The sequence below is a fragment of the uncultured Nostoc sp. genome (genome assembly GCF_937863485.1).
Taxonomy (GTDB): Bacteria; Cyanobacteriota; Cyanobacteriia; order Cyanobacteriales; family Nostocaceae; genus Nostoc.
In genome coordinates, this window is the sequence record NZ_CALMFY010000119.1 from 71,741 (window position 1) to 86,431 (window position 14,691).

A 14,691-nucleotide genomic window follows, 5' to 3' on the forward strand; every position below is an offset into this window, starting at 1 on the left:
TATGGGCGCTCGTATATAGCGCTTCCTATTCAGATTATATTGCGGTAGGGGCACGGCAGTGCCGTGCCCCTACACGTATACCTCACGTAAACGGGAACCACTATATCAAAAGGGTATTTCTAACTCGTCAGCAAGACAAAATCCTATTAAACCCTAGACGGGGGAAATTTTTGTATAACTTCACAGAGAAACGGTATTGAAGGACTAACAATAATTATTTGCAATAATTCCTCTGATATTGTAAGCTTTTCTATAAATATATTGAATATATTTATCAATAACTTTTTACAGGAGGTTTGACACACTGGTAAGCCTGACTGGAAAAATCAGCTGTAATCAGATATAGGAACTTGAGATTATTCGTTACAAAAATTCTTAATTAGTGAATTGAGAGTTTATTCTATTTACAGGAAAATCAGGATGTCTAAACTACCGGATGTTCTTTGGTTAAATACAAGCCCTAGTTTGCAATACTTTGCTCAACCACTACTTTGTTACTTATCATCTCAAGTGACAATCCAAGAGTGGAAACATCGCCAAAGTCAAGATGAAGCAAGTTCACTAGATGCTGCTTTTGTTCTGCTTCACGACTACCTCAAATCTTGCAATCGACCTGTTCATTTGATTGGTCATAGTACAGCAGGATTATTAGGTCTACTCTATAGCCGTCGCTATCCAGAAACAGTTAAGTCTTTGACGCTATTAGCTGTGGGTGTTGATCCAGCAGTTAATTGGCAAGCTCATTACTATATTCACCGTCAGTTTTTAAGTCGCCAAAAGCTTTTGACTGATATGGTTTATAACTTGTTTGGTTATCAGGATAAATGCACTCTCAAAAGTCTGACACATCTTCTGGAGCAAGACTTAGATTGTTCGCTCTCTCCTCATTCTCTGTTTGAGAGCGTGAGTATGACTCCAAACAGAGTTTCAGTACCTTTGATGGTTTGTGGTAGCTTAAACGATATTGTGATCACACCTGATGCACTGCAAGGATGGCGATCGCATTTCAAGGAAGGCGATCGCCTATGGTCATGTTTTGAAGGAGGGCATTTTTTTCACTTTTCCCAGTATCAGTTTGTAGGAGAACAGCTACTCGACTTCTGGAAGTTTATCCGTGTGTCAGATTCGCTGTATGCCTGTTTGCAACTTTAAGTATTAGATGATAATACATCTCACGAAAGATGCGCCGAGTCAAACAATTGTGAGAGGTTAATCGTGTCCTAAATTATTTCAGGAAAGTCTAGAAATGGTTGTAGCTTTAGATGATACCAAGCGGAGCGCGATCGCTACAGAGCTAGCAGATTTGAAAGCTATACAAGAGTTGCTAATTGCTAATGAACAAAAAGTACTACCTGCTGTAAGCAACGATCAAGAAATTAGCAAGCGCCTAAACGACTTTCTCAAAGATGATCAAGAAAATCTCACAATAATTGAGCAAGTCATCTCTAAATTTGGTGGTGGTTCAGCCCAGCCTAGAGACACTATAGGGCAGTACGTCGAGCAAGTAAACCGGATAATAGATGGGAATGAGCTAACACTGTACCAAAAGTTTTCTATTCACGAAAGGATTAAGCACCAAGCCGTAATGACTGGTTTAATTATCCATAAGGCTGCACAGGTGGTTGGTGATGATGTCAAAGAAGCTATTGGGCCACTCAACCAAGTGAACTTTGAAAATCGTGCCCATCAAGAACAATTGAAAGGTGTGTTGGAAGTGTTGGGTACAAGAGAACTTACAGGTCAAGACCCAGATCAAGGTGTTTGGGCGCGGACTCAAGATGCTGTTGCAGCTTTGAGAGGTGTGTTTGAGGGTTTGACAAAGTAAATACAACTGAAGACCGCCTCGACTTCGAGTTGGGTAAGTGCCAATTGATAAAAATCGTAATAATCTTTTTTGATTTAGGGAATCTGATCGCGATCGCACTCAGTTTGAGATAAAAACTGGAATGCGATCGCTTTTTTTTAGGAGAATATAGCAGTTCTCGTTTGGATGCAACACATAGTAGGGGCACAGAAAAAGCTTATAGGTGTTGACTTAACGTAAAAACCTGTCTAGATAGACCTTTCAGAGATTGCCTCCTTGCCTCGTCAAGAGTCTCTGACTGGGAATGCCTAATGAGAGGCTCCGCCTCAAGACTAGCGGCACTGCAATTGAAGAGCATTTCTAGCCAGAGGCTGGAAACGAGGTTTTAAACGGTTTTGCGCTTAAGTTGACACCAATGAGCATTGCTGTGCCCCTACAAGTCGTCTGTATTCGATGCAATTGAGAACTGCTGTCGGAACTCCAATGAGGTTAAGCAATGGTTAATCAGACATACACAGCTGATGTCTTAGTTGTTGGCGGGGGAACGGGAGGCACTGCTGCTGCTATCCAAGCAGCGCGACGGGGAGCCAAAACGATTCTAATAAGCGAATTTCCTTGGTTAGGGGGAATGCTAACTTCAGCTGGGGTGTCTGCACCCGATGGCAACGAATTAGAAGCTTTTCAAACGGGGTTATGGGGTGCGTTTTTGCAAGAATTGCGACAACGACAGCCTGGAGGATTAGATAACAGCTGGGTAAGCTTTTTTAGTTACGATCCTCAGATTGGGGCAGAGATTTTTGCCGATTGGGTGCAGGAATTGCCAAATCTGTACTGGATTTCTGGACAAGTGCCAATAGAAGTGTTCCGCCAAGGTGATTCTATTACTAGTGTCCGCTTTGCTGATTTTGCTGTCACAGCCAAGATTATTCTCGACGCTACAGAATTAGGAGATTTATTAGCTTTAGCTGAAATACCTTACCGCTGGAGTTGGGAATTGCAATCTGAGTGGGGAGAACCCAGCGCCCCAGTGACTTTTAACCCTTTAACCAAGAGATATCCAGTGCAAGCGCCCACTTGGGTAGTGATTATGCAAGACTTTGGTGAAGCCTACGCCCCAGAAATTCCGGCTGCCCCTAACTATAATCCATCCCAGTTTACAGGTGCTTGGGATAGCTATGGAGCAGAGACATTTTTGAATTATGGACGCTTACCTGATGGCCGATTCATGATCAATTGGCCAATCTGTGGTAATGACTACGGCGAAGGAGTAGGGCGGCTGATAGAGTCAGATGTGTCCAGAGGTGAATTCATCCAAGAATCTCGCTGGCATAGCCAAAATTTTGCCCATTTTATCCAAAATCAGCTTGGTCTTCGCTATGGTTTAGCAAAAAAAGTATTTCCTCACGCCCCTACAGCTTTTGCACTGCATCCCTATTACCGGGAAAGCCGCCGCTTAGTGGGGCTAACTACTGTCCGAGAACAGGATATTTTGCCGATTGCTGGAGGGAGAGTTGCATCTATATTTAATGATCGGAATTTTTGCGCTCGCAAAGCGTCTTTGATAGGAGAAGCGATCGCCCTACAGCCCTTTGGGCATCCTACGGCAGGCGTTTGCGAAGCGATCGCTATTGGTAACTACGCCAATGACCATCATTATCCTGGTGTTCAATTCCCACTGCAACCTAAATCTATTCGCTGGGGAGGACGCTGGACGGGAACTCCCTTTACAATTCCCTACAGTTCCCTAATTCCAGCCACAACAGATGGTTTCTTAGTTTGTGAAAAAAATATTTCTGTCTCCCACATTGCCAATGGAGCCACCAGATTACAACCTGTGGTTATGGGCATTGGTCAAGCAGCGGGGATGGCAGCGGCGATGTGTGTTGAGTTAAACTGCCAGCCAAGAGATTTACCTGTTAGGGCGCTGCAAACGGCTTTATTGTCAGATAATCGCTCAAAAGCAGCAATTATTCCTTTGTTTAATCTTCCACCCAATCATTCGGATTGGCTGCACTGGCAACTGTATTACTTAAATAACCCACAAGCCTATCCAGCTAATGGTTATTGCCCTTGCCTACCGGGGAATGAGTACCCTGACTCTGCTTTTGACAAGGCATTAATTTGGGAAAGTAACTGTTTCAAAGGCATTTTCTACCGCTTGGATCAGCAGGAATACAGATTCACTGTCACAGCACCAGCCGCATATCAAGGTCAAAATTGGCAGCTTGTGACTTTGCGATCGCATATCGACGAGCAATTACGCGCTTATCCCCACGAACAATTAGTTACATTGTGGGGTCGTCAGAATCACTTTGGTAATTGGTTATTAGTCGAACATTTAAACAAAGGATAAGAAGAGTTTATTTTCAGTAAAACAGAATACTTTTTGATTAATTGTCCGGATATTCATGAAAAAGCTAAGTATCAGTGAAGTGGAGAGTTCCAAAATAGACATCTGCTATGCGTGCTGCCATTTCACTTTTAGTCTCGAGTCTGGTGTTAGGCCCCTTAGCTTTTAACTGCCAAGCAATGGTCAATCACTTATCCTATGCGCTGCCTTCTACGCCTGCTTCGGAACAGTGGCTATCGGCGGCATCTGAACAAAATTCAGATGATGCGCCACGTCATCGCGGTAGTGGGCGCAGAGAAGTGACGCAAAAATTCGGAATATATCTATGCTGTGGTTTAACTACTGTAGGGTAATGCCTCTTTTTCCAAAGCAACCAAAGTACCAGAAAACAGGATGTTGTGCTAATATCTTTTACACAAGTTTTCTGGCAGAGATATATACAGTTGACACCCGAAAATCTTCAGCGATCGCTTAGTATTTCAACTGCAAGCTTTGTGATATCATAAGTTGGCCTCAATCCTGGCGATCAAAACGCAAATCAAGTTAAGTGCTTTGATCAACAGCATTACCAACTCCTCAAAAGCTGCACAACTGTTGCTCATATTCCTGGGAAACTCTGCGTCTCAATCCTCCTCAACTGCTCTATAAATAGATAGGCTATCAGTTAATCTAAAGCACATCTAATTCAGATATTTTGCTTGTTGAGGAAACAGTCTTAAGGCAACTTCACTTTATTCCCGAATAGGTCTTCTCATACATTGAGTAGCTGGCTATCTAGATCAGGAAATAATTGATCTTCGCTCCGACACCTATTTAGCATCCTTTGCCGAAGCATAAAATCCCTTTCGTTTCATCTGAATTTATGTAGGGCATAAATTTGCACAAGTAGTATACGTTTATTACACTTGGCAACAAATCTTACTATTCCTCACCTACTGTTGCACTCTGGATCGTTCTCCTCACAGATGGCTCCCGGCGAGATAAATATTAAGAAGGATCTGCTAGTTCATCTTAGTGATTTAATTATTCTACACCCAAGGACAGATGCAATATATTGCATCTGTCCTTTTTAGGTAAAGTTTACTTAAAGAAAAGGGGATAGCGAGTGGAGAGTGGGGAAGATGAGGGTACAAGGGGACAAGGGAGACTACTAAATCTAGTGCCCCATGCCGCTTTTACACTGTTGTTTTCTTGCGGTTATTTTCTCTTCCCTGGATGCCATTGAGGAACATTGGCACAAACTTCTCGATAAACATCTGTGGATCGCGCTGCCAAGCCTTTTGTGCAGCCTGAATCCTAGTAAATTGCAACTCAGGCGCTAGCAAAGTCTGGGGTAAGCGTTCCATCAGATACTGGGGACGTTGCCAAAGCGGCATGGTATTTGCCACTTCCACCAGGTTGGCAACTCCCCGTAATTCTGCACCCAAGGTGATATCCATTCCAGATTCAAACGCTGCCTGTTCAATTGCAGCATATTTAAGTTTAGCTTGCTCTACCTTTTGCCGATGTTCTGGACTCTTATCTGCTATTTGTGCCAGCCAACGGTTACCCCAACGAACATGTCCTGCTTCCTCTGGCAGAATTTTTTCAATAGTCTCCCGAATTTTGATGTTTTCTTCTGTCTGCGGTGCTTGTTTGAGAGCGTGAATGTGGGCAGAAAAATACTCACAACCCCGCTTTTCAGTAATGTTAATTGCTGCTAAAGCAGCTATCACACCGTCCTCTAGGTTGCGTTTTGGGTCATAGGTGTCTTTGTCTAGCAGCCGATCAAATTCATCGATATAGGAAGTTCCAAGAGGAGTTCCTACATTGCTTCCTAGATCGATCAGCAAATCAGTTAGCCACATGGCATGACGAGCTTCATCCGAGATGTGATGAGACAAATCCCGCACCAGTTCCGGTGGCTGTCCATTCAGTTGTTCAATTACCTCAGTCAGGTCTTTGCAACTGCGTTGTTCGCTGTAACGGTAGCGGTTAAGGGTAATTAGATGGATTTCGCGATCGCATACCACCCGTTTCAATATCTCTCTGGCACCCAAAACATTCTGAAATTTACGTGGGTAGGTAACTGTCATAAGTTATGTAAATTTTTGTAAATCTGTATTGTGATGTTAACTTAGTTTTTTGCAACTGCTGTATCTGTGCCGCTTTACTGAAAAAAAAGAGTAAAAGTTACAAAAATTAATCACCTGGGTTTAACTTAGTGTAAATAAAAGTAACGAATAAATGTTCAGTCTTGGGAAAGGTGTGTTTTTCAGGTCAGACCAATCTGAAGCTAGATGATTTTAGTTGTCAAAAATGGATTGGAGAGATTTTCCCCCAAAGCCGGAAAATTATAGGCAATAAAATATAAGTTTTTGTAAAAAGTAGCTTATGCTACAGAATTTTTGTTATATTAGTCTTGTCAAGAAAGAAAAATTATATATTCACAAAATAGAGAGGACTATGGTTATGTCTATCGCAGATAAATCTCGTGCGTTAATGGTGCGTGAACATCAGCAAGTTAAGAATCGCCAACAATCAATACTGATGCGGGCTGCACAAGAACTTGGTCTTCCTGAAGAAGCATCTCACTACTGGAATCCGATTCAAGGCAAGGTAGATGCTAACACTCGAATGATTTATGGGTCTAGTCATGCTTCCATGAGCTAAGTTTTAAGAGTTTTAAGGTTGATTTTTGAGTGAATGTCTCAACTGACAACTCTAGAAAAAAAAGCCACCCTCTACTCTAGGGTGGCAAAACTTGTTATTTTTAGTTAGAGACAACTCTTAATTAAGCATCGTAGTAGAGGTAAAACTCGTAAGGATGAGGACGCAGCTGCAACTGCTTGACTTCGTTACCTAGCTTGTAATCAATCCAATTTTCGATAAAATCTTCCGTGAAGACGCCTGATTCTGTCAAGAAGGCGTGATCTTTTTCCAGTGCTTGCAACGCTAGTTCTAAAGAACCTGGAGTTGAAGGAACCTTTGCCAGTTCTTCTGGAGAAAGTTCATAGATATTCTTATCTAAGGGTTCACCAGGATGGATTTTGTTCTTAATGCCATCAAGACCAGCACAAAGCATTGCAGCAAATGCCAAGTATGGGTTAGAAGTAGCATCTGGACAACGGAATTCTAAACGCTTGGCTTTGGGGTTAGTTCCAGATAGAGGAATACGAATAGAAGCAGAACGGTTCCCTTGGGAGTAAGCCAAGTTTACAGGAGCTTCATAACCAGGTACTAGGCGCTTGTAAGAGTTGGTACTGGGATTGGTAATTGCCAATAGCGCTGGTGCGTGTTTCAGAAGACCACCAATGTAGTACAACCCCATATCGCTCAAACCAGCATACTTATCACCTGCAAACAGAGGTTGGCCGTCTCTCCAGATGGATTGGTGACAGTGCATTCCCGAACCGTTATCGCCAAAAATCGGTTTTGGCATGAAGGTGACGGTTTTACCGTATTTCTTAGCAACATTCTTGATGACATATTTGTAAATCATCAACCAGTCAGCCGCTTCGATCAACTTCCCAAACTTGAAACCAAGTTCGCACTGACCACCAGTGGCAACTTCGTGGTGATGTTTTTCAATGGGTACACCTAATTGTGCCATCGTCAACAGCATTTCTGTGCGGATATCTTGGAAAGAATCCGTAGGTGAAACTGGGAAGTAACCTTCTTTGAAGCGTGGTTTATAACCTAAGTTGGGTTTTCCTTTTTCGAGTTTACCGGAATTCCAAGCACCTTCTTCGGAGTCTATGAAATAATAGCCTTCGTTGGCGGTTTGGGCAAACCTAGCACTGTCAAAAATAAAGAACTCAGCTTCAGGGCCAAAGAAGGCTGTGTCACCAAGACCAGTGGAAACCAGGTAATCTATTGCTTTTTGGGCAATAACGCGTGGGCAACGATTGTACCATTCACCCGTGCGGGGTTCTTTAATACTACAAATTATACTTAGCGTTGGGACTTCCATAAATGGGTCGATCCAAGCAGTGTTGGGGTCGAGTACCATCGTCATGTCCGATTCGTTGATCGCTTTCCAACCCCGGATGCTGGAACCGTCAAAAGGTACGCCATCAGTGAATGCAGTTTCATCGATTTGGTTTTGGTACAGTGTGAGATGCTGCCAAGTCCCTACTGTATCGATGAATTTGAGATCAATCAGTTGAATTTTATCATCTTGAATTCTCTTCAAGACTTCTTGCGGTGTTGTCATTGTTACTCCTTCTCTACCAATTTCCTAAAGTAATACCAGAATCTTCTAAAGCATCCTAACCCTGCTGATCTCAATCAAGCCGTGACACACCAGAAATATCTTAAATACTAGCCATTCGCAGATTATGTAGCTTATGTTACAGATGTCTGGATTCTCAAGTTATATTAACCTTTCGGTGATCATCTGTACAAAACTGGAAAGTTCATCACATAGGGGTCAACTTTGGCATAGAATCCTTAAATAGTGGATAGATTGTTTTTGTGCCGAATCTATTTTTAATAGCACAAAAATTTAATGGTGCATAAGTGCAGCCAAAATAAATATCAAACCATAAATAGCAATGATTGGGAGAAAAAGGAATGCGCGATGCGGTAACAAGTTTAATTAAGAATTATGACCTAGCTGGTCGATATTTTGACCGGAATGCGATCGATAGTCTGAAGTCTTACTTTGACAGTGGTACAGCAAGAGTACAAGCTGCGGCAGCAATCAATACCAATGCGGCTGCACTTGTCAAGCAGGCTGGTTTACAGTTATTTGAAGAACTGCCAGAATTGATTCGCCCCGGTGGAAATGCTTATACAACTCGTCGTTATGCAGCTTGTCTAAGGGATATGGACTACTATCTGCGCTATGCCACCTATGCGCTGGTTGCTGGAAACACGAATGTGTTGGATGAACGAGTGCTACAAGGGCTGCGGGAAACTTACAATTCTCTAGGAGTGCCTATTGGGCCTACGGTTCGCGGTATCCAAATTCTCAAGGATCTGATTAAAGAACAGGTGACAGCCGCAGGTGTGATTAATTCTAGCTTTGTGGATGAACCATTTGATCACATCACACGCGAGTTGAGCGAGCAGGATATTTAGCATCTATTTCTAGTGACTAGAAATCGCAGAACTATACAAATAAAGTTCGCGTAAGCGAGCTTAATGTATATCGCACTTTGGCTTGATTGGCAAGGTGCGTTTACTTTTATTAATGCAAAAATTTTTTGTCTGACAAATTAATTAGTAGTACTGAAAAATTTTTATATTCAAAGAAATTAAGAACCTTTTAATAAATTACCAAGAAAATAATCAATATTATGAAATATAGAATTTATCATTAAAACACTCAATCATACAAAAAGTCATTATGTTCTATCGGAAAAATGGGAAGATAAACGTATTATCAAAGGATTAACAGATATAAAATCAAAGGGTATGACAAAGGGTCGTTTAAATGTTCGTAAAGGTGAAAGAAATAACAATCAGTGATTAGATATGGCGAGAAAAGACCTTTTTAAGTGGATGTTTGGCTTCGGATCAGGTAGGTGGTCATTAGAGGCTAAAGAAAAATATCCTGATGTCCCAACATTAATTATTTGTTATCAAAGAGGTGAAAAAAGTAAGAAATGGGATGGTCATCCTATATATTTACCTATGTTAGTTTTACATAAACAAAAATTTGTTTTAATGTTTAATTATGATGAGGATGAATAGGTGATATTTTGAATTAGCGATCACGTCTCTGTAAAATAATTTTGCCAGATGAAAACTATATTTTTGGAGTTATCTTTCGACTAATGCCAGCCAGAGATATCTATCATACCGCAGTCATTAAAGCACTTATCGCAGATGGTTGGACAATAACCAACGATCCCTTATACCTGGCATACGGAGGTAGAGAACTTTACGTAGATATTGGAGCAGAAAGAGTTACCATTGCTGCTGAGAGAGACGATCAAAAAATAGCTGTCGAAATCAAAAGTTTTTTGAGCCCTTCTCCCGTGAATGACCTCTAGGAAGCTGTAGGACAGTATGAAGTTTATCGTAGCGTGCTTAAAGAACTACAACCAAAACGCCAACTTTATTTAGCAGTTCCCAAGCGAGTTTACGAAGGTCTATTTTCCGAACGCTTTGGTCAGCTAATTCTTAATAGTATAGGAATAAACCTAATTGTCTTTGACGAGCAACTAGAAAGGATTATTAGATGGATAAGCTAACTCGGTATCGTGAAATTATTCGTCAGTTGATATTTGATTACGCTAGTCACAAGCTTGCTAACGGTCAAATAGAGACAGAAGCAGTCATTGACTCGGAGCGAGGCCACTACGAAGTGTTACACATTGGCTGGGATGGAGTGCGCCGCGTACATGGTTCGGTGGTACATATAGATATTATTAATGATAAAGTGTGAATTCAATATGATGGTACTTCCCAGCCAGTAGCAGAGGCATTATTAGAAGTGGGTATTTTGCACAAAGATATTGTCTTGGGTTTCCATCCTGCTGAACTACGGCAATACACGGATTTTGCTGTATCTTAATTATTTTGATGTCGTGCATTCCAAAAGAATAATACTATTTAAGTTGCGATCGCTCATAAATTAAACGCATTAGCTTATCTTATCTGAACTTGAACCGCTATAAGCCACAACAGAAGTTGCCGATGTTTGAGGCACTGATATATGGAAGAATTATTAACCCTGAAAGACTTGCTTGTTAAAGGCGATGTTCAAAGAGCATTGCTGATAGTCGAAGAATTAACAGAAATGAGTCGAAATGACATAATCAAGACGATTCGTAGCTATGCAGTGATTTTGCTATTGCATCTGATTAAACAACAAGCTGAAAATCGCACGACTCGCTTTTGGGAAGTCTCAATTCGGAATTCGGTTCGGGAAATTCAGCGGGAAAATAAGCGGCGTAAAGTAGAGGGCTATTATCTCACACCAGAAGAATTGTTAGAAATCTTAGTAGAAGCTTATTTAAATGCCATTGATGAGGCAACGCTTGAAGTAGAAGAAGGTCGTTATGAGCCAGAAGAATTAGAAAAGCTGATTAACCGAGAAGAAATTATCAATCGTGCTTTGACTTTAATTTTACCAGGAGAGTCTAGTTAATTGGCTAAACAGCGACTCGACACACTATTAGTAGAGCTAAATTTATGTTCTTCTCGCGCCTTAGCACAGCGGTTAATTCAGGCGGGGGAAGTTACTGTTAATCAGCAGTTAGTTGATAAACCTGGTACTGAAGTTGATATTTCTGCTCAAATAAATATTAAGGAGCGATCGCCTTTTGTTTCTAGAGGCGGTGAAAAACTCTCCAAAGCTTTATCAGTATTTGCCATTCCCGTAGCAGAGCGCATTTGTTTAGATGGTGGGATTTCTACTGGTGGTTTTACTGATTGTCTCTTGCAAGCTGGAGCAAAAAAAGTTTACGGAATTGATGTTGGTTACGGACAAGTTGACTGGCGGTTGCGAAATGATTCGCGGGTAATTTTGCGGGAACGCACTAATTTACGGCAACTACGACCAGATAACTTATATGGGGAGAATGACCCGATTCCTGATTTGGCTGTGGTCGATGTATCGTTTATTTCTTTAACTAAGATTTTGCCTGCTTTGTGGCAACTAACTCAAGCTAACCGAGAAGCTGTACTGTTAGTCAAGCCACAGTTTGAAGTCGGCAGATCCCGTGTAGGTAAAAAAGGTGTTGTGCGTGATCCAAACGACCAAGCTGATGCCATTTTCCAGGTGTTGCAAACAGCCCACCTATTAGGATGGAAATACAAAGGCTTAACTTGGTCGCCGATCACTGGCCCTGCTGGGAATATCGAATATCTTTTGTGGTTGGGAATGGAAAGTGAAACACCATCGCCTGATTTAGAGGCAATTAAGCAAATAACGCAATCAGCAACAACTGATTTACGGAAGAGTTAAACGTCGTATATTAGACACTCTACAGAATCAGGATGGGTATCGCAATAATTTTCTAGAGAGGTTTTCTTTTGTTTTGCTTGGTGTTGATCAGCTTTCTCAGCTTGCAATTCTTCCACAATGTCCCAGGCTACGGCACAACCAGCAGAATCACTGCCATCTTGCTCACAAGTTGTGCGGGCTTCAGTAATGGCTTCAGTAATCGCTTCTTCAATATTTGCCTTCCCAGCAGTTTCAAATGAGTTTAGGCTAGTTGTCATGATCCTTTCACCTTTAGTTTACAGAGATAGATATTAACTGCAAGCTTTCAATGATCTCAGAAAGCTCACTCTCCGGGTGACGCTCCTGCGTCGCTCTAAGCGTTCGCGTAGCGTCTCGTAGAGAAGCCATGCCGCAGGCTTTACGCTGCGCTAACGCCAGTCCCTCTTTGTTGGAGCAACAAAGAGGGATTGGCTTACATTTACAGTTTAGATAAACTGACTACAAGAGGCGGTAGTAAACACCGTCATCTTTTTCGCAAAATTGAGTGGGAATTACCCTATTGTCATCTTTGATTCAAAAAGGTAAGGAAATTCCACTAGTTGTGGTCACTAATAGAGATGGTCATGTTTTCAATCTTGCATCCAAAATTGGGAATGTCAGTCAATTGTCATAAGAGCTTGATAGAAGTTGATAAACGCTTATAAACAGCAACAAACGGGAAACAATTTTTATTTATTCTCAATACTTTATGCCTAATTCTTGTCGCAGACGATACAGAATTGTATTCTGGTCAACTTGAGAGAGAATTTCTTGAATGACGCTGCTAGCGCCCAACTGTCCCCAAGTGCAGCCTTTTTCGAGATAGACTTGGGCAGCTTTGCCAACAGAGTATGCTCCATAACCGGCGATACCAGCTTGAGCGATCGCACTGCCAGCAAAGGCAGTAATATTGCTGGGATTGTCACCACTGGTGATTGCAGCCGTACTTTTACCCAAACCCAAAAGAAAACTACTACCTAATTCTCCCAGCAGCAAGCCACCGGAACTAAATAAAATTGTTTTTAAAATTTTTCCGGCTTCATAGCTAGTCATCGGCAAACCATACAATCTAGCTAGAGCGCGAATTAAAGCTAAATCGGCAACAGTTCCGCCAAGGATATCTAAGAAGGCGATGGGATTGAGCATTACTGCCAAAGCTTTGTATTTGGTAAATTGCCAGATGATATCTTCGGCTTCTTGTTCGCGTAAGTCGATGGTTTTTTGAGCGATCGCGGTTTCTGCGTCCCGTGCTTGGATCAGTGCATTTAAAGCGAGAAGCGATCGCCCTTCTCGATTGAGAATATTCAGAATAGTCTCTTTTAGTTTGTCTACTTGCGGTGGTGGTGTCTCCCATTCATAACTGACACGTCCATCAGGCCACTCAACCCTTACTTCCATTGGTGCTGGTTCTGCCGCCACCATCACAATTTCATCAGGTAGTAGAGGCTTTGCTTGGGGAGCCACTGCGGTCTTCTCCCAAGGGGAGACGCCAAGGGCGATGGGGTTTCCCCAAGTGGAGCACGTGGCGTGATGTCCTGCACCGAGTTGTTGTAAATTTTGGTAAATCGCTCCCTGGTCTGTATCTGGATAAAGGTCTATCTTGTTAAACACCAAAATCAAGGGTTTTTGTGCTTGCCGCAATTCTAGCAGTGCCTGATACTCAGTGCGTGTGATATCACCAGACACGACAAACAAAATCAAATCCGCCTGATGTACCACAACTCGTGCCATGTCCCCCCGTGACTCACCCTCAATTTCCTCTAATCCAGGGGTATCAATTAACTCTACCAGTACCTTACCCCCTGGCTGCCAACGCACGGAACGCGGCCATTGAGTGACACCGTTCAGGGGCCCAGTTTGCAGAATCTTGTCTCCCAGCAAGGCATTTAAAACTGCTGACTTACCACGACTCACCAAACCAAAAGCCGCAATTCTAATAACGCTAGAGTCCAGCTTGTTGAGTGTAGAGTTCAAAGCTTCCAATTCCGGTTTCACTAAACCTGCCAATTCTGGGTTAGATGAAAGCTGTCCTGACTTGCGAAGATATCCATACCAAGACAGCACTTGCCTGAGACTGGCGCGGGCACGATTTAAGTGAGTTTCTTGCAGATTACGCACGAAGTTAGGTTGATTCAAGGTTGGACAAACAACAGGCTACATATCCATTTTGATCTAATTCCACCAGATGCTCAAAAAATGCTCAAACTGATCAGGGAATCAAGGTACTATCCTCAGCATAAACCCCTCCACAAGTGTTCTACTTACAAAAGGGAACACCTTATTTAGTTTACAGACCTCTCCTGGGCCTCCCAGAAGAGTACTGTTATTTGGATCACTCACTATCTTGTTTTTGTTCTTTTTTTCCTTTTCCAAATCTTTTTCAACTTTAGATTTCAAATCATTCAACTCTAAAAGAACCAGTGGTTTTATAAAGTCTATAGCTTTTAGGGCAAGCTCTCTACCTTTCACTGGATCTTCTACATTGGTTATACTTAACTATGTCTGCCCTGAAAGAAGCTTATTGATTAATTCCTGCTGTTGCTGTAGCTGCTCTTTCAGTAGGTTTACAGCAGATTGCAGGTAACTGAGGTACAGTGATATCAGTACATTAACGGGTGA

Annotated in this window: 14 protein-coding genes and 2 pseudogenes; 11 read left to right on the forward strand and 5 right to left on the reverse strand. The window is 42.0% G+C overall.

The features are described from left to right. The first annotated feature begins 420 nt into the window (after nt 1-420). From Q0541_RS16255 to Q0541_RS16270, 4 genes are all read left to right on the forward strand, one after another. Nucleotides 421-1,152 (forward strand): alpha/beta hydrolase, encoded by a 732-nt coding sequence (locus Q0541_RS16255; RefSeq protein ID WP_298911881.1) that lies wholly within the window; start codon nt 421-423, stop codon nt 1,150-1,152. 94 nt (nt 1,153-1,246) lie between these two features. Continuing rightward, entirely contained in the window at nt 1,247-1,825 is a 579-nt protein-coding gene (locus Q0541_RS16260; protein WP_298911884.1) for a hemerythrin HHE cation-binding protein, read from the forward strand. 475 nt (nt 1,826-2,300) lie between these two features. After that, on the forward strand, nt 2,301-4,157 hold the full coding sequence (locus Q0541_RS16265; RefSeq protein WP_298911887.1) for an FAD-dependent oxidoreductase: 1,857 nt from the start codon (nt 2,301-2,303) through the stop codon (nt 4,155-4,157). 107 nt (nt 4,158-4,264) lie between these two features. Next, complete coding sequence (locus Q0541_RS16270; RefSeq protein ID WP_298911892.1) at nt 4,265-4,507, forward strand: hypothetical protein; 243 nt, start codon at nt 4,265-4,267, stop codon at nt 4,505-4,507. A gap of 822 nt (nt 4,508-5,329) precedes the next feature. Here Q0541_RS16270 and Q0541_RS16275 read toward each other — a convergent pair. After that, on the reverse strand, nt 5,330-6,229 hold the full coding sequence (locus tag Q0541_RS16275; protein WP_298911894.1) for a ferritin-like domain-containing protein: 900 nt from the start codon (nt 6,227-6,229) through the stop codon (nt 5,330-5,332). Between the two features lie 376 nt (nt 6,230-6,605). Between Q0541_RS16275 and Q0541_RS16280 the strand changes: the two genes are divergently transcribed. Beyond that, a complete protein-coding gene (locus tag Q0541_RS16280) occupies nt 6,606-6,806 on the forward strand; it encodes a hypothetical protein (RefSeq protein ID WP_298911897.1) in 201 nt (66 codons plus the stop codon). A gap of 121 nt (nt 6,807-6,927) precedes the next feature. Here the strand turns inward: Q0541_RS16280 and glnA are convergent, their stop codons facing one another. Beyond that, a complete protein-coding gene (glnA, locus tag Q0541_RS16285; protein ID WP_298911900.1) occupies nt 6,928-8,349 on the reverse strand; it encodes a type I glutamate--ammonia ligase in 1,422 nt (473 codons plus the stop codon). 359 nt (nt 8,350-8,708) lie between these two features. On the opposite strand from glnA, the gene apcB reads away from it, so the two are divergent. The 6 genes and pseudogenes from apcB (at nt 8,709) to Q0541_RS16315 (ending at nt 12,054) form a co-directional block, all read left to right on the forward strand. Further along, on the forward strand, nt 8,709-9,218 hold the full coding sequence (gene apcB / locus Q0541_RS16290) for an allophycocyanin subunit beta (RefSeq protein ID WP_298911902.1): 510 nt from the start codon (nt 8,709-8,711) through the stop codon (nt 9,216-9,218). Nucleotides 9,219-9,614: 396 nt separating this feature from the next. Continuing rightward, complete coding sequence (locus Q0541_RS16295) at nt 9,615-9,833, forward strand: hypothetical protein (RefSeq protein WP_298911904.1); 219 nt, start codon at nt 9,615-9,617, stop codon at nt 9,831-9,833. Nucleotides 9,834-9,916: 83 nt separating this feature from the next. Beyond that, a pseudogene (locus tag Q0541_RS16300) lies at nt 9,917-10,336 on the forward strand (element excision factor XisH family protein). After that, nucleotides 10,324-10,659 (forward strand): annotated as a pseudogene (locus Q0541_RS16305) (XisI protein). Before Q0541_RS16300 ends, Q0541_RS16305 begins: the two co-directional pseudogenes overlap by 13 nt. Before the next feature lie 141 nt (nt 10,660-10,800). Then, a complete protein-coding gene (locus Q0541_RS16310; protein WP_298911906.1) occupies nt 10,801-11,235 on the forward strand; it encodes a DUF29 family protein in 435 nt (144 codons plus the stop codon). Continuing rightward, nucleotides 11,236-12,054, forward strand: coding sequence for a TlyA family RNA methyltransferase (locus Q0541_RS16315; protein WP_298911908.1), 819 nt, complete (start codon nt 11,236-11,238; stop codon nt 12,052-12,054). Here the strand turns inward: Q0541_RS16315 and Q0541_RS16320 are convergent. The 3 genes from Q0541_RS16320 to Q0541_RS16330 all read right to left on the reverse strand — a co-directional run bounded on the left by Q0541_RS16320 (nt 12,051) and on the right by Q0541_RS16330 (nt 14,541). Beyond that, entirely contained in the window at nt 12,051-12,311 is a 261-nt protein-coding gene (locus Q0541_RS16320; protein ID WP_298911910.1) for a Calvin cycle protein CP12, read from the reverse strand. The genes Q0541_RS16315 and Q0541_RS16320 overlap by 4 nt on opposite strands. 460 nt (nt 12,312-12,771) lie before the next feature. Continuing rightward, the gene (locus Q0541_RS16325) at nt 12,772-14,190 is read right to left on the reverse strand and encodes a GTP-binding protein (RefSeq protein ID WP_298911921.1); all 1,419 of its coding nucleotides are present in this window, start codon (nt 14,188-14,190) and stop codon (nt 12,772-12,774) included. Nucleotides 14,191-14,289: 99 nt separating this feature from the next. Then, a complete protein-coding gene (locus Q0541_RS16330; protein WP_298911912.1) occupies nt 14,290-14,541 on the reverse strand; it encodes a hypothetical protein in 252 nt (83 codons plus the stop codon). Nucleotides 14,542-14,691 lie beyond the last annotated feature (150 nt).